General features: G+C 65.9%; 16 protein-coding genes. 3 read left to right on the plus strand and 13 right to left on the minus strand.

Features of this window, described 5'->3' with window-relative positions; all coding sequences use genetic code 11:
• Position 1: 1 nt before the first annotated feature.
• Both WDB66_RS09895 and dksA read right to left on the minus strand, forming a co-directional pair.
• The gene (locus tag WDB66_RS09895; RefSeq protein WP_339398404.1) at positions 2 to 1,093 is read right to left on the minus strand and encodes an HlyD family secretion protein; all 1,092 of its coding nucleotides are present in this window, start codon (positions 1,091 to 1,093) and stop codon (positions 2 to 4) included.
• A 318-nt stretch (positions 1,094 to 1,411) separates the two neighbouring features.
• Positions 1,412 to 2,548 (minus strand): RNA polymerase-binding protein DksA, encoded by a 1,137-nt coding sequence (gene dksA, locus WDB66_RS15240; RefSeq protein ID WP_489670850.1) that lies wholly within the window; start codon positions 2,546 to 2,548, stop codon positions 1,412 to 1,414.
• Between the two features lie 115 nt (positions 2,549 to 2,663).
• Between dksA and yidD the strand changes: the two genes are divergently transcribed.
• Together yidD and mgtE are read left to right on the plus strand one after the other, a co-directional pair.
• Positions 2,664 to 2,897, plus strand: a complete 234-nt coding sequence (gene yidD / locus WDB66_RS09910) for a membrane protein insertion efficiency factor YidD (protein WP_339398407.1) — start codon at positions 2,664 to 2,666, stop codon at positions 2,895 to 2,897.
• Positions 2,898 to 3,077: 180 nt separating this feature from the next.
• Entirely contained in the window at positions 3,078 to 4,439 is a 1,362-nt protein-coding gene (gene mgtE, locus WDB66_RS09915) for a magnesium transporter (protein ID WP_339398408.1), read from the plus strand.
• Between the two features lie 17 nt (positions 4,440 to 4,456).
• On the opposite strand, the gene WDB66_RS09920 is transcribed toward mgtE, so the two are convergent.
• From WDB66_RS09920 to WDB66_RS09935, 4 genes are all read right to left on the minus strand, one after another.
• Complete coding sequence (locus WDB66_RS09920; protein WP_339398409.1) at positions 4,457 to 4,654, minus strand: hypothetical protein; 198 nt, start codon at positions 4,652 to 4,654, stop codon at positions 4,457 to 4,459.
• A 118-nt stretch (positions 4,655 to 4,772) separates the two neighbouring features.
• Entirely contained in the window at positions 4,773 to 5,285 is a 513-nt protein-coding gene (locus WDB66_RS09925; RefSeq protein ID WP_339398410.1) for an RNA polymerase sigma factor, read from the minus strand.
• A gap of 4 nt (positions 5,286 to 5,289) precedes the next feature.
• A complete protein-coding gene (locus WDB66_RS09930; protein WP_339398411.1) occupies positions 5,290 to 6,066 on the minus strand; it encodes a hypothetical protein in 777 nt (258 codons plus the stop codon).
• 306 nt (positions 6,067 to 6,372) lie between these two features.
• Positions 6,373 to 7,356: an isoaspartyl peptidase/L-asparaginase family protein gene (locus WDB66_RS09935; RefSeq protein WP_339398412.1), complete on the minus strand. Its 984-nt coding sequence runs from the start codon at positions 7,354 to 7,356 to the stop codon at positions 6,373 to 6,375.
• A gap of 193 nt (positions 7,357 to 7,549) precedes the next feature.
• Here WDB66_RS09935 and blaPME point away from each other — a divergent pair, with 193 nt between their 5' ends.
• Positions 7,550 to 8,479 carry a PME family extended-spectrum class A beta-lactamase gene (gene blaPME, locus WDB66_RS09940; protein WP_339398413.1) on the plus strand — a complete coding sequence of 310 codons (930 nt, stop codon included), beginning with the start codon at positions 7,550 to 7,552 and terminating at the stop codon, positions 8,477 to 8,479.
• Positions 8,480 to 8,515: 36 nt separating this feature from the next.
• On the opposite strand, the gene recJ is transcribed toward blaPME, so the two are convergent.
• The 7 genes from recJ to carA form a co-directional block, all read right to left on the minus strand.
• Positions 8,516 to 10,237 carry a single-stranded-DNA-specific exonuclease RecJ gene (gene recJ, locus WDB66_RS09945; protein WP_339398450.1) on the minus strand — a complete coding sequence of 574 codons (1,722 nt, stop codon included), beginning with the start codon at positions 10,235 to 10,237 and terminating at the stop codon, positions 8,516 to 8,518.
• 14 nt (positions 10,238 to 10,251) lie between these two features.
• Positions 10,252 to 11,187 (minus strand): phosphoglycerate mutase, encoded by a 936-nt coding sequence (locus WDB66_RS09950; protein ID WP_339398414.1) that lies wholly within the window; start codon positions 11,185 to 11,187, stop codon positions 10,252 to 10,254.
• A 365-nt stretch (positions 11,188 to 11,552) separates the two neighbouring features.
• On the minus strand, positions 11,553 to 12,029 hold the full coding sequence (greA, locus tag WDB66_RS09955; RefSeq protein WP_339398415.1) for a transcription elongation factor GreA: 477 nt from the start codon (positions 12,027 to 12,029) through the stop codon (positions 11,553 to 11,555).
• Positions 12,026 to 15,277, minus strand: coding sequence for a carbamoyl-phosphate synthase large subunit (gene carB, locus WDB66_RS09960; RefSeq protein WP_339398417.1), 3,252 nt, complete (start codon positions 15,275 to 15,277; stop codon positions 12,026 to 12,028). The genes greA and carB overlap by 4 nt, the downstream gene beginning before the upstream one ends.
• Before the next feature lies 1 nt (position 15,278).
• Positions 15,279 to 16,409 (minus strand): hypothetical protein, encoded by a 1,131-nt coding sequence (locus tag WDB66_RS09965; RefSeq protein WP_339398418.1) that lies wholly within the window; start codon positions 16,407 to 16,409, stop codon positions 15,279 to 15,281.
• A 29-nt stretch (positions 16,410 to 16,438) separates the two neighbouring features.
• Positions 16,439 to 18,340 (minus strand): S9 family peptidase, encoded by a 1,902-nt coding sequence (locus WDB66_RS09970; protein ID WP_339398419.1) that lies wholly within the window; start codon positions 18,338 to 18,340, stop codon positions 16,439 to 16,441.
• Positions 18,337 to 19,482, minus strand: coding sequence for a glutamine-hydrolyzing carbamoyl-phosphate synthase small subunit (gene carA, locus WDB66_RS09975; protein ID WP_339398421.1), 1,146 nt, complete (start codon positions 19,480 to 19,482; stop codon positions 18,337 to 18,339). Before carA ends, WDB66_RS09970 begins: the two co-directional genes overlap by 4 nt.
• Positions 19,483 to 19,768 lie beyond the last annotated feature (286 nt).

Below are 19,768 nucleotides of genomic sequence, written 5' to 3' on the forward strand. Positions count from 1 at the left end.
ATCAGTCCGCCAGCAGCGCTGGATCCAGCGCCAGCCAGGGCGGCCATTCGGCCTGCGGATCGAGCTTGAGCCAGGCCACGCCGGGCACACCGGTCTTGACCTGTTCGATATGGCGGCGCAGCAGTTCCGGCGCGATCCGCGCGCGTACCCGGAACATCAGTTTCTGCCGCTCGCTGGCGGTTTCCACGGTGCGCGGGGTGAACTGCGCCTGGCTGGCGACGAACGACACCGAGGCCGGCACCACGACATCGGGCGCGGTATCCAGCACGATCCGCACCTGGCTGCCCAGCGCGATGCGTCCGGCTGCGGTTTCGGGCACAAAGAAGGTCATGTAGACGTCTGACAGATCCAGCAGGTTCAGCACCCGGCCGCCGGCGCCGAGCACTTCGCCCGGCTGCGCGACCCGCACCTGGACCCGGCCATCGCGGGGCGCGACCAGCTCACTGTCGGCGATATCGGCCTCGATCCGGGCCACGGTGGCGCTGGCGGCATCGACGCTGGAACGCGCGCCGATTTCCTGCGCCTGCGCGGCAGCCACGGCCGCCTGTGCCGCAGCCACCTGGGCGCGGCTGGCAACCAGGGCGGCTTCGGCGCCACGCACCCGGGCGCGGTCGTCATCCAGTTCCTGCACCGACAGCGCACCGCCGGACGACAACGCCTCGGTGCGTGCCAGACGCCGCCGCGCCGCGTCCAGCTCGGCTTCGCGCTGCACCACGACGGCGCGTGCGGTGGCCACATCGGCCTCGCGCAGACGCACCTGGGCCTGCGCGGCAGCGACCGCATGTTCGGCCTGCTGGCGCCCGGCCCGAGCCTCGGCGTGCTGTGCCTGGAGCGTGTCGAGTTGCATCCTGGCCACGGGCTGGCCGGCGACGACGAAATCGCCTTCGCGCACCAGGATGTCGACGACGCGGCCCGGCATCCGCGCCGCGACATCGATCTCGGTCGCCTCGATACGCCCGTTGCCGCTGACCAGCCCGGCATCGGCGGCATCCTCCGGCCCGTCGCGCAGGAGCCACCACGCCGCCGCCAGCACGATGGCGAAGGCGGCAAGCACCAGCAGCGGGTGTCGGTTGATGCGGGCGAGCAGGTTCATGGATCTTTCGGGACCTCTGGATTCTGGTGACCGTGATGACGACAGGAAAACCTTGCCTCAGGCGGCGGCGTGCACTGCCGCATGGGTGCCGGTCGCTGTGGCCGGCAGGCGGTTGCCGCCGTGCCTGCAATACGCGCCGGTACGGACGAACCCCAGAGATCATCGCGGAACGGCAACGGCGGGGTATTGATCGGGATCAACCGGCCGTCACGCTGCGCTGCTGCACGATCCGGCACATATGAAAAGCGCGGCCGGAGCCGCGCTGTTCAATTGGATTGGCGGACACGGCATGCAGCCCCAGTGGCTGCGTGCCGGGCGTCAATCGCCCATCAGTTTCTGGCGGTGCTCCCAGCGCTCCTGCGCATCGAAGCACAGCGTCGCGATCGGGCGGGCTTCGAGACGGTCCAGGCCGATTTCCTCACCGGTTTCCTCGCAGTAGCCGTATTCGCCATCGTCAACGCGCTTGAGCGCCTTGTCGATCTTGCCGATCAACTTGCGGTAGCGGTCGCGAGTGCGCAGTTCCAGCGAGTTCTCGGTTTCACGCGTGGCGCGTTCGGCATCGTCACCGACATCGCGTACTTCCTCGCGCAGGTTGTCGATGGTCTGCTTGGATTCCTCGACCAGTTCTCCGCGCCAGGTCAGCAGCTTCTGGCGGAAATATTCGAGCTGCTCGGGGCTCATGTATTCCTCGCCGGGCTTGGGACGGTAGCCGGTGGGCAGGTCCGGGCGCTCGGGCAGCGGGGAAACATCCGGCGCCGGCATCGGGCGGGGCTTGGTCTTGGTTGCAGCTTTGCTCATTGTGGTCCTTGCGTTCCTTGCAGGTGTCGCGTTTTCAGCCTTTGCCGGCGCGGTCTTCCCGACTGCGGCCGAAGTCTTGCTCTTGACACTGGAAGTGGTGGTGACGCCGGTGGCCGGCGTGGTCTTCTTCACCGCGCTGCCGGTGGCGGCGGCTTTGGCTGTTGCGGATTTCTTCGTGGCGGCGGTTTTGGCCGGGGCCTTGGCTGCTGTCTTTGCTACGGCCTTGGCTGCCACCTTCTTCACCGCCTTCTTCGTGGCGGGCGGGGCCTTGGCCGGGCTCTTGGCGGCACTGCGCGAAGCCGGTTTGACCATGCTAACCAGGGTTTCAGCCAGGCGCTTGACGCCGCTCTTGGGCTTGGCAGACGTAGCGGTCTTTGCCGTGGTCTTCTTCACCACAGCCTTCTTGACTGCGGTTTTCTTGACGACCGCCTTCTTGGCCGCCGTTTTTTTCACCACTGCCTTTTTGACGGCGCTCTTGCTGACAGCGGTCTTCTTCACGGCAGCCTTGCTGGCTGTTGTCTTTTTCGCTGCCGCCGCCTTGCTTGCTGCCGTCTTTTTCGCTGCGGCCTTTGTGGCGGGTACGCGCTTGGCTGCCGCCTTGCGGGCTTCGGTCGAACTACCGGTCGACTTGCCGGACGATTTAGATTTCGTTGCCACGTTCGGAACCCTCACTTGTGCTCATCCAAGCAACAGCGGCCGCGTGTTATAGCTTAGTCATACCAAAGCGGCAAGCATGTTGCCGCAAGCTGCTTCGCCCATCGACACTGGCCGCATGAACTCCCCTGTCATTCTCCTGCTGCGCGGTTACAAGCGCTTTGTCAGCCCATTGCTCGGACAGCATTGCCGCTTCCATCCGAGTTGCTCGATGTACGCCATCGAGGCCATCCAGGTGCATGGTCATCTGCGTGGCGGCTGGCTGGCGATCAAACGCCTGGCACGCTGCCAGCCGCTGTGCGAAGGCGGACTGGATCCGGTGCCTCCGCGACGACCACCGCCACAGGAATGACCCGGGCAGACCCTGCCTGATTCCACAACGGTATCGGACACGGGACTGGCCCATGTTAGCCCGCCCACCGATAATGCACCACGCAGGCCGGCAGGAAGCGCTCCTGCCCGCAACCGCGCTGGCCCGTCGCTGCGATACCGGCGCGCGCGAGCCTCCCCCCCCCACCGCCGGAGCTTCACGATGGCCGACGCCGCCCGCCACGACAAGACCGCCCGGCAACTGCGCCTACTTTCCGATGCGCTGGACAGCGGCCGCCTGGGACCGGTGCGGCGCCTGGTCAACACGCTGTCACCGGCGGAAATCGCCAACCTGCTGGAATCACTGCCGACCACCAAGCGCACAGTGGTGTGGGGCCTGGTCGATCCGGAGGATGACGGCGAGGTGCTGGTGCACGTCGGCGACGATGTGCGCGAAAGCCTGATCGCGGAAATGGACCCGGACGAACTGGTCGCCGCGGTCGAAGACCTGGACATCGATGACCTGGCCGATCTGGCCGACGACCTGCCCGACCAGGTCATCGACGAAGTCCTCAAATCGATGGACCGGGAAAACCGCGAGCGGCTGGAGCAGGCGCTTTCGTACCCGGAAGGCACCGCCGGCCGCCTGATGAACCCGGACGTGGTCACGGTGCGCGCCGACACCACGGTCGATGTGGTGTTGCGCTACCTGCGCCTGCGCGGCGAACTGCCCGACCATACCGACCATCTGTTCGTGGTCAGCCGCCGCCACCAGTATCTGGGCCGGCTCTCGCTGCACGCGCTGCTCACGCACGAACCTTCGACCCCGATCAACGAACTGTTCGATGACGAACAGGCCGCGATCCGGGTTGATGCCAGCGAGCGCCACGTCGCCAACGAATTCTCCGACCACGACTGGGTCACCGCGCCGGTGGTGGACGGGAACAACATCCTGCTGGGCCGCATCACGATCGACGACGTGGTCGACATCATCCGCGAACAGGGGGAACACCACGCCCTCTCCGCCGCCGGCCTGGACGAGGACGAAGATCTGTTCGGCTCAGTACCGCGCGCGGTGCGACGGCGTCTGGTGTGGCTGTCGATCAACCTGTGCACGGCCTTTATCGCCGCCAACGTGGTAGGCCAATTCGAGGCCACCATCGATCAACTCGTGGCGTTGGCCGTGTTGATGCCAATGGTCGCCGGGCTGGGTGGCAATGCCGGTACGCAGGTCATGGCTTTGGTGGTGCGTGGCATTGCGTTCGATCAGGTCGGCCCTTCCAATCTCCTGACCCTGCTATGGAAGGAATTGCGCGTGGCCATGCTGAACGGGCTGCTGATGGGCGCCGTGTTGGCGCTTATCGTCTTCGTATGGTTTCGGGAAGTGGGCCTTTCACTGGTGATCTTCACCGCGCTCACCTGCAACCTGCTTCTCGCAGCTTCGGTAGGAGTCCTGATTCCGGTGGGATTGAAGCGTCTGGGTTTCGATCCGGCACTGGGTAGCAGTATTTTCCTGACCGCCATCACCGACTCGATGGGCTTTTTCACCTTCCTCGGTCTTGCCACACTGGTACTGTTGAACTGAGCTTCGGCAAGGGCATCTCAGCGCTCGGCGCTGACCTTTTCTTCCGCCACCGGCAGCGCCAGATAGAACCGCACAGATGCGTCCGGATCGGCCGCATCCAGTGCCACCCAGGCCTGCCTGCTGCTCTCCAGCAACTGCGCCTGCTGCACGATGCCGGCAGAGATGTCCGGCGCCTTCACTGCCTGCCATGCCAGCAAAGGCGCGACCAGAGCCATGCTTGCGGCGCACCACGCCAGTGCCCTTGAGCCCGCCGTTTCCGCAGACTTGTCCATGCCTGCGCGTATCCGCTCCCAACCACCGGCCGGAGGTGTGCGCCAGGACCAGCCCGATTCCTCAGTGCGTTGCTGCTGTATCGCCATCGTTCCCGTCCTTCAACAACTCCCGCAGGCGCTGCAGCGCCCGGTGCTTGCGCGAAGCCACCGTTCCCGGTGCGATGTCCAGCAACCGCGCCAATTCACGCGTATCCAGCCCGGCGTACTCGGACAACAGCAGCAGTTCCCTGTCTCTGGGCTGGAGCCCGGCCAGCCCTGCCCGCAAGGTCATCAGGTCGGCGTCGATACCGTCCGGTGCCGCGGTTCTGGCGTCTTCCAGCGATTCCAGTCCGACCCATTGGCGCAAGCGCTGCCAGCGCAGCCGGTTGCGTGCCAGATTCAGCGCCGTGGCCCACGCCAGCGCATCCAGATGGCCCGCGTCCAGCCTCGCGCGTTGCGACCACAAGCGCAGGAAACATTCCTGCATCACGTCCTGGCACGCAGGCGCATCCCACAGCATCCGGAGCAGCGCGTTGAACAGACCGGCTTCCACCCGCAGGTAACAGGCTTCCAGCTCACCGGCATCCAGTGCCATGCCGTCACGGGTTCGGCGCGAGGATTCGCTGGCGCATCAGCAGCAGCCGTTCCGGACGATCGCCGGAACCACCCAGCAGCCCCACAACCATCCACTGGTTGTGCGGCAGGGAGAAGCTGGATTCAAATCTCATATCCTGGCGTGCACGATCCACCACCTCGGTCATGCGGAACTCCAGCACCGCTTCAACCCGGGTATCCGTGATCGAGAACAGATGAACGCTGGAGGTCATCTGCGGCGTCTGCATAAGCGCAAATGTCCGATCAGGGTGACGGCTGTTCCTGGATACTGTCGCCATCCCGCGATCCACCAGCTGCAGCGCCCCAAACCCGAATTCGTTGCGTATCTGTGCCAACAACGGACCCAATGGCTGCAACGCCGGGTCATCCTGCTGCGCCGGCTCATCGGAGGCCGCCAGCACCCACAGATCGAAGCTCACCGTGCTTTCAGGGATTTCATCCGCGACGGCTCCCTTCGACAGTTCCTCCACCGCTGTCCTGATGGAAGGCTGCATCGATGCCGGTGCGGCCACCACCAGCATGCCGGGCATCGGCAAGCTGGCATGGCCCTGCGGCTGCACACCCTCCCGGGTGGTCAGCAACACGACCCGCAACGCATCGCGGATCGCCTCGCCACGCTCGGGCGGAACCGGATACGTCATCACCAGCTGCCCATCGGAGCTTGTGCCCGACGATGAAAGCGACGGGCCGCGCAGTGCCAAGAACAGCACCAGCAAACCCAGACCGAGAATGGCCACCAGCGGCCAGATGTTCTTCTGCATGATCAGCTTCCCATGCGCGGAACCGCCGCGCTCATGGGTTGTAACACCCCAGTGCCGGATTTCTTCCCTTGTGGGGTCTGTTCGGGATGCTGATCAACGGATCAGCGACACGCTCACCACCGGTGCATCGTCAGAAAAACATTGTCCTGCGCCACTGCGCCCGAGTTTGGACACGATCAATCCGGCTAGGGACTTTCACCAGCCCCGCAGCTCGCGGAAGAACTGGCCGCTGCCGGCCAGACGCGACGCTGCCACTCACCGTGCTGGCCGGCAGCTGTTCTCGCTTTGAGGCACCGTCGCCAAAACCTATTCCCGGAAAATGGCGATGTTGCGGTTGCCGGCGGCATCGATGCTGGCGCGGTACATGCCGCTGGTGTTGAACGGCAGGTGCACATTGCCGTGCGCGTCGACCGCGATGACGCCGCCATTGCCGCCCAGCGCCGGCAATTCTTCGATCACCACGGCGTCGGCGGCCTGCGCCAGGCTCTGACCGGTCAGGCGTACGCGGGCACAGATCTCGTGCGCGAGTGCCATGCGGATGAAGTATTCGCCCCAGCCGGTGCCGGATACCGCGCACTGCGCATCGGCCCAGGTGCCGGCGCCGATGATCGAGCTGTCGCCGACGCGGCCATAGCGTTTCATCACCATGCCACCGGTCGAGGTCGCGGCCGCCAGATGACCGGCGGCATCCAGCGCGACCGCACCGACGGTGCCGAAATAGTTTGCCGGTGCGGGCACGGCACCGGCCTGCGCTTCGGCACGCGCCTTCTGGTCCAGGTACTGCTGCCAGCGGTGCGGGGTGTGGAAGTAGTCCGGCGGCACGAACTCGAAGCCTTTTTCCTGCGCGAACTGCTCGGCGCCGGCGCCAATCAGCATCACGTGCGCGGATTGCTCCATCACCGCGCGCGCCAGCCGGATCGGGTTGGCGATGCGGCTGACGCCGGCCACTGCGCCGGCACGCTGGCTGGCGCCATCCATGATCGAGGCATCCAGTTCGTTGCGACCTTCGGCGTTGAACACCGCGCCCTTGCCGGCGTTGAAATGCGGGCTGTCCTCCAGCACGGCGACGCTGGCAGTCACTGCATCCAGCGCGGTGCCGCCACTGCTCAACACCGCGTGGCCGGCATCCAGTGCCGCCGCCAGCGCGGCGCGGATCGCGGCTTCTTCCTCGGCACCCAGATTGGCGCGTTCCAGCGTGCCGGCGCCGCCGTGCAAGGCGATCGCAATCGGTGCCTTCGCCGGTTCCGGCGCGCTGGATTCCGCCGCCACACCCGTTGTTGCCACAAGCATCGTGATGATCCATCCCCAGTGATGACGCATGTCCATACTCCAGGCCGGCGCTTGGCGCGGCATTCGATCAGAAACGGTGCGCAGTCTAGCCCAGCGCCGATACGCCGATGACTTCGTCCTGCCGCTCACCGTGCCCGGAAAATGCCAGATGCGGGGTGCATCATGGCCGCCCCTTCGCCAAGGTTCGCAGCCGATGTTCCTTTACTTCACACAGATCCGCGCATGGCCGCTGGCCGCATTGCTGCTGTTTATGCTGGCCGCATGCGCTGGCGCGCCGCGCGCTCCCGATGACGCAACCGATACCGCAAGCGATGCGCTGGCGGCACTGGAACTGCGCAGCGGCGGGCGTCTGGGCGTGTTCGTGCTGGATGCCGGCAGTGGCCGCAGTCTGGGCTGGCGCGAAGACGAGCGCTTCGGCATGTGCTCGACATTCAAGCTGCTGCTGGCGGCCACGGTGCTGGATGCGGCACGGCAGGGCCGGCTCGACGGCACCGCACCGATCCACTTCAGCGATGATGATCTGGTGCCGCATTCACCGGTGCTGCGCGAACACTTGGCCCTCGGCAGCAGCACGCTGACCGCACCCGAACTGGCCCGCGCCACCCAGCTGACCAGCGACAACGCCGCCGCCAATCTGCTGATCCGCGAGTTGGGCGGGCCGGAAGCCGTCACCGCACTCTGGCGCGCCAGTGGCGATGAAGTGAGCCGGCTGGACCGGCTGGAGCCAGACATGAATCTGCTGCCGCCCGGCGACCTGCGCGACAGCACCTCGCCGCGCGCGATGGCGCAGCACGTGGCCCGTCTGTTCACCTCCGAGATGCTCGTACCCGAAGACCGCGAACGCCTGCGCGAATGGATGGTTGAAACCGGCACCGGCCTTGCCCGCCTGCGCGCCGCCACGCCACCGCACTGGCAGGCCGGCGACAAGACCGGTTCTGCAATCGCGCCGCTGATGCCGAACAAGACCCACGATGTCGCGGTGTTCTGGCCGCCGGGCCGGGCGCCGGTCATCGTCGCCGCGTATTACGAATCCGATGCCCACCATGCCGGCAGGATCCGCGCGCAGGACGAGGCCGTGCTGGCGCAGGTTGGGCGCATTGCGGTGGCCTGGGCGGGCGATTGAAGCGAACAGATGACGCCGACAACGCGGCGGAAAGCATCAGTCCAGATTGATCCGGTGCCGCACCAGCAGCTGCACCCCGCGACGGTCGCGGAAATCATCGGTTTCCAACTGATAGGCCAGATGCAGGCGCGCGGCCGGCGGGCTGCCATCGAAACCGCCGAACTGGATCGCATCAATGGTCTGGCCGGAAACGGCATGGCGCAGCTGCATTTTCAGATGGCCGTTGCCGACAGTGCGCCAGGAACCCAGCAGGAATTCGTCATCGAACACCGGTTCGGGAAATCCCTGCCCCCAAGGGCCGCCATCGCGCAACTGTTCGGCCAAGTCGCGGCTGAAATCCTCGGCACCGAGTTCACCATCGCTCCACAGTTCGGCCTGCAGATCGGCCGCATCCAGACGCGCGTTGGCCAGCGCGATGAAGGCCTCGCGGAAGGCGTCCAGACATTCAGCCGGCAGGCTCAGCCCGGCCGCCATCGCATGTCCGCCGAAGCGGCTGATCAGGCCCGGCTGCGCCGCCGCGACATCGGCCAGTGCATCGCGGATATGGAAGCCGCGGATCGAGCGCGCCGAACCGCGCAGCAAACCATCCTCGCCACCTGGCGCGAACGCGATCACCGGGCGGTGCAGACGTTCCTTCAGGCGCGAAGCCACCAGCCCGACCACGCCCGGATGCCACTCGGCGTCGAACACGCACAGCGCGGCATCGCCGCTGTCGCTGCCTGATTCGATTACGGCGATGCAGTCGGCAGCCATCGCTTCGGCCTGTTGCAGCATCTGGTCCTGCAGGTCGCGCCGCTCGCGGTTGATCGCGTCCAGTTGCGTCGCCAGCCGCAGCGCGTGGGCGTCGTCATCGGTCAGCAGGCATTCGATGCCCAGCGCCATATCTTCCAGCCGACCGGCGGCATTGATGCGCGGCCCGAGCGCGAAGCCCATGTCGGAACTGCCGGCATGCGCGGTTTCACGGCCGGCCACCTGCATCAGCGCACGCAGGCCGGGCTGCCCCCGGCCGTGGCGCAGGCGACGCAGCCCGGCCGCGACGAGAATCCGGTTGTTGGCATCCAGCGGCACCATGTCCGCGACCGTGCCCAGCGCTACCAGATCCAGCAGCGTGGAAAGATCCGGCTCGTCGCCGGCGGCGAATGCACCCTGCCCGCGCAGATGCGCACGCAGCGCCAGCAACAGGTAGAACATCACCCCGACGCCGGCCAGTGCCTTGCTCGGGAAACCATCACCGGCCAGATTCGGATTGACGATGGCATCGGCAGCCGGCAACTGCGCGCCGGGCAGATGGTGATCGGTGACGATGACCTGCATCCCGGCCGCCTGCGCCGCCGCAACGCCGGAGATGCAGGCGATGCCGCTGTCCACGGTGAGCAGCAGTTCGGGTGAAACATCGGCCAGATCGGCGACCAGCTCCGGCGACAGGCCGTAGCCGTGGCGCATCCGGTGCGGCACACGGAAGCCGACATGGCGCGCACCAAGCAGCCGCAGGCCGCGCACCGCGACCGCCGTGCCGGTGGCGCCATCGGCATCGAAATCCCCGATCACGCAGATGCGCCGCTGCCGCGCGATCGCATCGGCCAGCAGCGCGACGGCACGATCCAGCCCGCCCAGCAGTGCTGGCGACAGCATGGCGGCGAGGCGATGCTGTACTTCCGCCGCGTCTCCGACTCCGCGCGCCGCGTAGACCCGCTGCAGCACCGGATGCACGCCCGGCCACGGTGATTGCGAAGGCTGCGGGCGGCGGCGGATGCGCATGTTTCCGGTTCTGCTCACGCCGGCACGTGCCTGCGCCAGAAACGCCAGCGGTGTCCGGCCTTCCAGCGCAGCAGGTGGCCATCGCCGAAATCCAGTTCGAGGGTGTCGAAATCTCCGCGTCGCTGACGTTGCAGCAGCGGTTCGAGCCAATGCGATTGCAGCAGCACGGCATCGTGCAGGCCACGCAGATCCAGCAATGCGCCGGGCGGCAGACTGTCCACCGCATCATCGGCCACACAAGGCACGCCGGCGCGTGCCGCCAGCGCATTCAACACCACATCACCGCTGCGCAGCTGACTGACAGCGCTGCGCACATGATCCGGCAGCCGCCCACCGCCCCAGAACCACAGTGTGTTGACGGGCAATTTTCCGGCCGCGCTGCGCTGCGCGTTGAGCGGATGATTGTGCAGGATCACCTGCGCCTCGTTCAGCAGGCGGCGCCAACGCTGGCCGGTATCGCCTTCGGGCAGGTGCGCGAGCAGATCGTCACCCAGCACTTCGCGCGGCGGCGGAAAGACCGGCAGGCGCGCTTCCTGCGGCAGGCACAGGTACCAGCGCGCCGGGTGCGGTGCGGAAATCGGAAAACCTTCGTCACCGAACAGCGGTTTCAGCGGTTTCAGCAGGGCTTCGCATTCTTCCGGCGAAAGACCAAGATCACCGCAGGCCAGCATCCGCACCGAGGTCATGTCCGGACGCACATGGCCCGGATCGGCACGCAACCAGGTGAACTGCATCGCATCGCCGGCATCCAGCTGCCGGGTCAGCGCCGCCACCGGCAGACCACGCGGCAGGATGTCGAAGCGGCGCGCGACGCGGGCCTCGTCGCCAGCATCGACCTGTTCCCTGTCGGCGCGGGCGGCGATGCGGTGCAGCACGTCGCCTGGTGCGAGCTGATCGGCCAGACGCGCCCAGGCCGGCAGCCAGAGGGTGGTGGTGTGGGTGGGAATCATGGTGTTGCGATCTGCTCTACTCCCTCTCCATCCACTGACGGCGGAAGAGGGTTGGAAAGAGAGGCGTGCTTGTGCAACAAGGCAAAAGTACTCGCGGCTTCACCACTCGCCCCCTCACCCTGCCCCTCTCCCCCGCCAGCGGGGGAGAGGGAAACATCGGAGCCATCCCGCAACTTCGGAGCTTTCTCCTTCTCCGGCGCATGCGGGAGGTGGTGTGGGTGGAAATCATGGTGGTGCAGTCTGCTCTACTCCCTCTCCCCCGTATGGGAAGAGGGAAACATTGGACGTATCTCGTCGTTCCGAGGCTTCTCCCATCTCCGGTGCATGCGGGAGAGGGGGAGCAAAAGCAGCTACCCGATAACGTTTCAGACAACGTAACGCACCGCAACAATCTCATAGCTGCGGGTGCCACTGGGTGCGTCGATCTGGATCGAATCGCCCTCATGCCGGCCGATCAGCGCGCGTGCGATCGGCGCCGACACCGAAATCCGGCCCTGTTTGATGTCCGCTTCCAGCTCACCCACGATCTGGTAGGTGACTTCCTCGTCGGTGTCTTCATCGGCCAGATCCACGGTGGCGCCGAACACCACGCGGTCGCCGGCGTTGAGCGTGGCCACGTCGATCAGCTGGGCGTTGGACAGCACCGACTCCAGTTCCTGGATGCGGCCTTCGATGAAGCCCTGCTGTTCGCGGGCGGCGTGGTATTCAGCGTTTTCCTTCAGATCACCATGCGAGCGAGCTTCCGCGATCGCTGCGATGACCTCGGGGCGCTTGACGCTCTTGAGGTGTTCCAGTTCCTGGCGCAGGCGCTGCGCGCCCTGCACCGTCAAAGGTGGTCTCATGTTCCTGATTCTCCGCTGCCGGCGGCCTTCAGCTCGCCGTGCAGTTCCTGCAATGAATGGACGCCGCCTTCTCCGCGGCAGGCCAGCGAGTGCAACAGCGCCATCGCGCCGGTCACCGTAGTGGAATAGGTGACTTTCTGCTGCAACGCGCCACGGCGGATCGAGAACGAATCCGCGATCGCCTGGCGACCCTCGGTGGTGTTGACGATATACACGATTTCGCCGTTCTTGATCAGATCCACGATGTGCGGACGGCCCTCGGCCACCTTGTTGACGCGCTCGCAGCTGAAACCGGCATCGTTGAGCACCTGCGCGCTGCCGCCGGTGGCGATCAGCGAGAAGCCGTGGTCGACCAGTGCCTGCGCCAGCGGAATCAGGCGCACCTTGTCCGGATCGCGCACCGAAACGAAGGCCTTGCCGCGCGGCGGCTCGCCGATATTGGCCGCTTCCTGGGCGCGCGCGAAGGCGGCGCCGAAATCCCGGCCCACGCCCATCACCTCACCGGTGGAGCGCATTTCCGGCCCCAGGATCGGGTCCACATTCTGGAACTTGGCGAACGGGAACACCGCTTCCTTGACCGCGGTATAGGACGGCACGATCTCGCGCGTGGCGCCCTGCCCGGCGAGGCTGCGCCCGACCATGCAGCGGGCCGCGATCTTGGCCAGTGGCAGGCCGGTGACCTTGGAGACGAACGGCACGGTACGCGAAGCACGCGGGTTCACTTCCAGCACGAAGATCTCCTCGTCCTGGATCGCGAACTGGGTGTTCATCAATCCGACCACGCCCAGCCCGCGCGCCATCGCGCGGACCTGTTCGCGCAGACGCTCCTGGATCGGCGCCGACAGCGAATACGGCGGCAGCGAGCACGAGGAATCGCCCGAATGCACGCCGGCTTCCTCGATGTGCTGCATGATGCCGCCGATCAGCACCTCGCCCTGCGCGTCGGCGATGATGTCCACGTCCACTTCCACCGCGTTGTCGAGGAAGCGGTCCAGCAGCACCGGCGAATCGTTCGAGACCTGCACCGCATCGCGGATATAGCGCTCAAGATCGGCGTCGGAATAGACCACCTCCATCGCGCGCCCGCCGAGCACGTAGCTGGGCCGCACCACCAGCGGATAACCGATTTCACGCGCTGCCGCGAGCGCTTCCTCGGCGGTGCGCGCGGTGCGGTTGGGCGGCTGCTTCAATCCAAGGTTGTCGATCAGTTGCTGGAAGCGCTCGCGGTCTTCGGCCAGGTCGATCGAATCGGGCGAGGTACCGATGATCGGCACGCCGTTGGCCTCCAGCGCACGCGCCAGCTTCAGCGGGGTCTGGCCACCGTACTGCACGATCACGCCCTTGGGCTTTTCCAGCTCGACGATTTCCAGCACGTCTTCCAGCGTCAGCGATTCGAAATAGAGCCGGTCAGAGGTGTCGTAGTCGGTGGAAACGGTTTCCGGGTTGCAGTTGACCATGATGGTTTCATAGCCGTCCTCGCGCAGCGCGAGCGAGGCGTGCACGCAGCAGTAGTCGAACTCGATGCCCTGCCCGATCCGGTTCGGGCCGCCGCCCAGCACCATGATCTTGTCGCGGTCGCTCGGCTGCGCTTCGCATTCCTCCTCGTAGGTGGAATACAGATAGGCGGTGTCGGTGGCGAACTCGGCGGCGCAGGAGTCCACCCGCTTGTAGACCGGGCGGATGCCGAAGGCGCGACGCAACGCGCGGATCGCAGCCTCGTCGGTGCCGACCAGTTGCGCCAGGCGCGCATCGGAAAAACCCTGCCGCTTGAGCGCGAACAGGCGTGCCTTGTCGAGCGCCGCCAGCCCGGCTTCGGCCACCTGCTCCTCGCTGCGCACCAGTGCCTGGATGTAATGCAGGAACCACGGATCAATCGCCGAAAGCGCATGCACTTCCTCCAGCGACAGGCCGGCGCGGAAGGCATCGGCGACGTAGAACAGGCGCTCCGGCCCGGCCTCGCGCACCTGGCGGCGCAGCGTCACCAGATCTTCCTCGTTGCCCAGATCCAAGCCAGTGGGGTCCAGCCCGACCTTGCCGGTTTCAAGGCCGCGCAAGGCCTTCTGCAGCGACTCGCTGAAGTTGCGGCCCATTGCCATCACTTCGCCGACCGACTTCATCTGCGTGGTCAGACGCGAATCGGCCTGCGGGAACTTCTCGAACGCGAAGCGCGGAATCTTCGTCACCACGTAGTCGATGGTCGGCTCGAACGAGGCCGGCGTCAGGCCGCCGGTGATGTCGTTGCGCAGCTCGTCCAGCGTATAGCCCACGGCCAGCTTGGCCGCGATCTTGGCGATCGGAAAACCGGTGGCCTTCGACGCCAGCGCGGAAGAACGCGACACGCGTGGATTCATTTCGATCACCACCACGCGGCCGTTTTCCGGATTGATGCCGAACTGCACATTGGAGCCGCCGGTATCCACGCCGATCTTGCGCAGCACCGCGATCGAGGCATCGCGCAGACGCTGGTATTCCTTGTCGGTCAGCGTCTGTGCCGGGGCCACGGTGATCGAGTCGCCGGTGTGCACGCCCATCGCGTCGATGTTCTCGATGCTGCACACGATGATGCAGTTGTCCGCCGTGTCGCGGACCACTTCCATCTCGAATTCCTTCCAGCCCAGCACCGACTCTTCGACCAGCACTTCGCTGGTCGGCGACAGTTCGAGCCCGCGCTTGACGATCTCCTCGAACTCCTCGACGTTGTAGGCGATGCCGCCGCCGCTGCCGCCGAGCGTGAAGCTGGGGCGGATGATGGTCGGGAAGCCGACCCGGGTCTGGATGTCGACCGCCTGTTCGTAGGTGCGCGCGATTTCGGCACGCGGGCACTCCAGCCCGATCTCGCCCATCGCCACGCGGAACAGTTCGCGGTCCTCGGCCATGCGGATCGCCTCGCGCTTGGCACCGATCAGTTCCACGCCGTACTTTTCCAGCACGCCGTTGTCGGCCAGATCCAGCGCGCAGTTCAGCGCGGTCTGCCCGCCCATCGTCGGCAACAGTGCGTCGGGGCGCTCCTTGGCGATGATCTTCTCCACCATCTGCCAGTTGATCGGCTCGATGTAGACCGCATCGGCGGTTTCCGGGTCGGTCATGATCGTGGCCGGATTCGAGTTGACCAGGATGGTGCGGAAGCCTTCGGTTTTCAGCGCCTTGCAGGCCTGTGCGCCGGAATAGTCGAACTCGCAGGCCTGGCCGATGACGATCGGGCCGGCGCCGATGATGAGGATGCTCTTGAGGTCGGTACGTTTTGGCATGTCAGGAGTCCGAAGCCGGCGGCATCGGGCCGTCGGGAAAAGTGGAAGCAAGGGCCTGCCGGGTGGCAGTGTCCAGATGGATGCGCGCGACCGGCCAGACCGTCGCAAGCAGTTCGTGCGCCGCCGCGTGCTGGCCGTGGCGCGCCAGTTCCAGCGCGGCATCGCAGCCGCAGGTGGCGACAGCCGACCACACCGCTGGCAGCCGCGCGTGTTCGGAAAAACCGGCCAGCGCACGGGAAAACGCCTCGCGTCCGTCACCGTCTTCGTGCCGCGCCAGCACGCCGCAGGTCCAGGCGTGGAAGCTTTCCGCCAGTGCTGGCAGCAACCGGGTATCGACACCATCCAGCAAGGCGCGGGCCTGCGCCGGATCGCCGCAGCGCGCATGCGCCAGCGCAGCATCCAGCGCGCGGCTGGGATCGCGGCCGCTGTCCTCGCAGGCCTGCTGCATCAGGCGCACGAAGCCTTCGGCATCGTCGGCGGCCAGATGCAGCAGCGCGACACGCGCGTTGAACATTTCCGGAGCGCGCTGTGCAACCGCGTCACGGTGCGGCTCGACCATTGCCAGGGCCGCATCCAGACCCTGTTCGCGCGCCACGAAGCCAGCTTCGTGCACCGCCAGGTCGAACTGCAGGCCGGCATCCTTGACCGCGCCGCGCAACAACGATGCCAGGCGCTGCATTTCCGCCCGCCGGCCATGCGCACTGGCTCGCAGAAACGCCTCGTAGCGTGCGACATGGCGCCAGCTCAGGCCGGACAACGCGAACGGCAGCACCAGCATCGCCGCACCCAGCAGGGTGAAGAAGCCGTTGGCCTTGAACAGACCAAACAACACCAGCAGCAGACCGAACGCCAGCCACCAGCGCGCGCCGCGCAGCACCTGCTTCCAGACGGTCAGCAGGCCGCTGCCCGGACGCGTCATCGCGGCGTGCAGACGCGCGATATCCGGCAGCGGCACGGTGTCGGCCGCAGCCTGATCATGCTGCTCGGCCAGCGCCGGTTCTTCCAGCAACTGGACCTGGCTCAGACCACGGGCCTGCAACTGCTCGACAGCCTCGCGTGCCGATACGGCATCGACGAAGTCCTCGACCACACGGCCATCGGCAGCGGTGGCGCGGTAAGGCAGCCGGGGCATCGAACGCGGGCTCCGTCGACCACCGGCGCTCAGTGGGCGCCGGCGCCGATGTGGCGATCCAGGAACTGCTCCATCCGGGTGTAGAGCCTGACCTGGTTGTCGAAGTTGTAGAAGCCGTGGCCTTCCTTCGACTCCAGGATGTCTTCTTCCGGCGGACGCCCGGCGTTGGTCAGGCCGTCCTTGAGCGCGCGGTACTGCGAGGGCGGCACGCGTTCATCCTTGCCACCCTGCACCAGCATCACCGGAATCCGGATTCTGTCGATATTGAACGCGGCGGACTGCGCCTGCTGCTCGGCCAGCGACTCGGGATGAATGCGGCGCAGATACGCGCGGCCGCTCTCGCTCTGCGGGATGTCGCCGTCCTTGAACATCAGCGGGATGCTGTAAACCCCGACATAGCCAACGGTGCAACGGTACTTTTCCGGATTGCGCACCACCGACTGCAACGCCGCATAGCCGCCGTACGAGGCGCCATAGGTGCACACCCGCTGCGGATCGGCGATGCCTTGTGCGATCGCCCAGTCCACCGCATCGGTCATGTCGTCGACCATCGTGGTGCCCCAGTTGCGGTAGCCCTTGCGTTCGAAACTGTTGCCGTAGCCGCCCGAGCCGCGGAAGTTGATCTGCAGCACCGCATAGCCGCGATTGGCCAGGAACTGCACCTCCGGATTGAAGCCCCAGGTGTCGCGAATGCCATGCGGGCCGCCATGCGGGTTCAGGATCAGCGGCAGGTTCTTGCCCTCGCTGCCCTTGGGCACAGTGAGATAGCCGTGCAGCGGCGTACCGTCGCGCGCGGTCAGCGAAATGGCGCGCATCGGCGACATCTTGTCCGGATCGATCCACTCGCGCGCGGCCAGCAGGAAGCGCGCCTGCCCGGCTTGACGGTCGAACAGGTAATACGAACCCGGATCGACGTCGCTGTAAGTGCGCAGCAGGATGTAGCGGCCATCACGGCTGATGCCACCGAAACTCACCGCATGGTTCGGGAAGGCGTTGATCAGGCCGGCATAGACCTTGGATTCGGGATGCTCGGGTTCGATGAAATCGTAAGCCGGCGTGCCATCCTCGTACTGCACCGCCAGCACCTGGCGCTGGTCGGCGGACAGCAGCAAATCGCTGAAATCCACCCGCTCATTGCGGCTCAGCAGTTCCTGCTGATTGGTTTCCGGCGCTACCCGCGCCAGCCGCATCGGCTCGCCGGCGTCACTGACCGCGAACAGCACGCGTTCGTCATCGCGATCAAAACCCAGCGGGCGCATCACCGACTCACCCATCTCCGCTTCGTGGATCGTGGCCCAGTCTTCGCCATCGCGGCGCAGCGTGACGATCGGACCGTCTTCGGTACGTTGCCCGACGGCGTATCTGACCTGGTTTTTGCTGTCCACGACAAAGCTGCCGTAACGCAGCGGCGCACGCGCCATGGTCGAAGTTCTGCCGCTGTAAACGTTCATCTTGAAAAGGAAGGCGGCATCGACCGAGCGCTGCACCAGGATCGTGTCCGGATCGTCCCAGTTCATGTCCACGATCTGGTAGGTGCCGCCGTTCGGGATGGCGGTGCGCTTCTTGCCGTCGACATTGCTCAGGTGCAGATCCGGCGTGCCGACGCGGAAATCGAAACGACCGGTCTTGCGGCTCACATACATGATGAAGCGTTCGTCGTTGACCCAGCGCACCCGCTCGATGTGGCGGTTTTCGCCGTAATCCCATTTGCCGACCAGCTTCATGCCGTCCACCTGGAATGCCGCCAGCTGGGTGCGATCCCCGCGCGGCACCGAGACAGTGATGTGCTTGCCATCGGGCGACAGCGAGACGCTGGTGAATTCCGGATCCTTGAAGAACTCCCCGACCGGCAGGCGCTGCGCCAACGCAGAGCCGGCAAACGCCAGCAGAACCAGCATCAGAAAGGGACGAAAAGCGGCCGTGATATTCATGCTTTCTCTCCTGCCGTGCCGCGCTGGCGCATGGCCTCGATGAAACGGTCGAACAGCCCGGCCACATCGTGCGGGCCGGAGCTGGCTTCCGGGTGGCCCTGGAAGCTGAAAGCAGGCGCATCGGTCAGTTCGATGCCCTGATTGCTGCCATCGAACAGCGAGCGATGGGTGACACGGACATTCGCCGGCAGGCTGGATTCGTCGACCGCAAAGCCGTGGTTCTGGGTCGAAATCATCACCCGGCCGCTGTCCAGATCGATCACCGGATGATTGGCGCCGTGATGGCCGAACTTCATTTTGTGCGTGCTGGCACCGCAGGCCAGCGCCAGCAACTGGTGGCCCAGGCAGATGCCGAACAGCGGCAATTTGGCGGCAAGCAGCTCACCGATGGCGCGGATCGCGTAGTCGCACGGCGCCGGATCGCCCGGCCCGTTGGACAGGAACACGCCATCCGGATTCATCCCCAGCACTTCGCTGGCCGGGGTCTGCGCCGGCACCACGGTCAGGCGGCAGCCACGGTCCGCCAGCATCCGCAGGATGTTGAGCTTCACGCCGAAATCGTAGGCCACCACATGGAACTGCGTTGCCGGTGCGATGAAATCGCCGCTGGCAAGATCCAGCGAACCTTCGTGCCATTGATACGGCTGCGTGGTGCTGACTTCGCGCGCCAGATCCATGCCACCCAGGCCGGGGAAACCGCGCGCCTGGGCCAGTGCGGCCTCGGCCGTGGCACCCTCGCCCGCCATCAGGCAGCCACTCTGGGCACCGCTGGTACGCAGGATGCGGGTCAGCTTGCGGGTGTCGATTTCCGCAATCGCCACTACATCGCGTGCCACCAGCCAGTCGCGCAGGTCTGATTCGCTGCGCCAGTTGCTGGCCGGCGTGGGCACCTCGCGCACAACCAGACCGGCCACGTGCATCGCACGCGCCTCGTCATCGACGGTTGTACAGCCGGTATTGCCGATATGGGGATAGGTCAGCGTGACGATCTGTCGCGCGTAGGAAGGGTCGGTCAGGATTTCCTGATAACCGGTCATTGAAGTGTTGAACACCACTTCACCGGTGCGCAGCCCATCGGCACCAATGGACACACCGTGGAAAACCGTGCCATCGGCCAGGGCTAGAATTGCGGGTTGGAACACAGGGTTCGCCTCGTGCAGGGGAAGGTCCCTTGCCGCGTCCGGACCGGAGTCCGGCGCTCGGCTGTGCGAAAACTCCGCGCGCGGCCTGTGGCCGGACGGAGATCTGCAAGGGCATGGGGGCGAACGGGGATTTTACCGGTCGCACCGGGCAGCGTCCATAGAGCGGCGGCGTGACCTTCATCCTGCAGCGTGGCTTGAGGAACGGACTGAAGCACCGCTCTACTGCCGCAAGTAACCGGCCACGTTGCGGATCTTCCCGCCTGCCCATACCCGGACAGCAGACCGC

Source organism: Denitratimonas organivorans, assembly GCF_037478135.1.
GTDB lineage: Bacteria > Pseudomonadota > Gammaproteobacteria > Xanthomonadales > Xanthomonadaceae > Denitratimonas.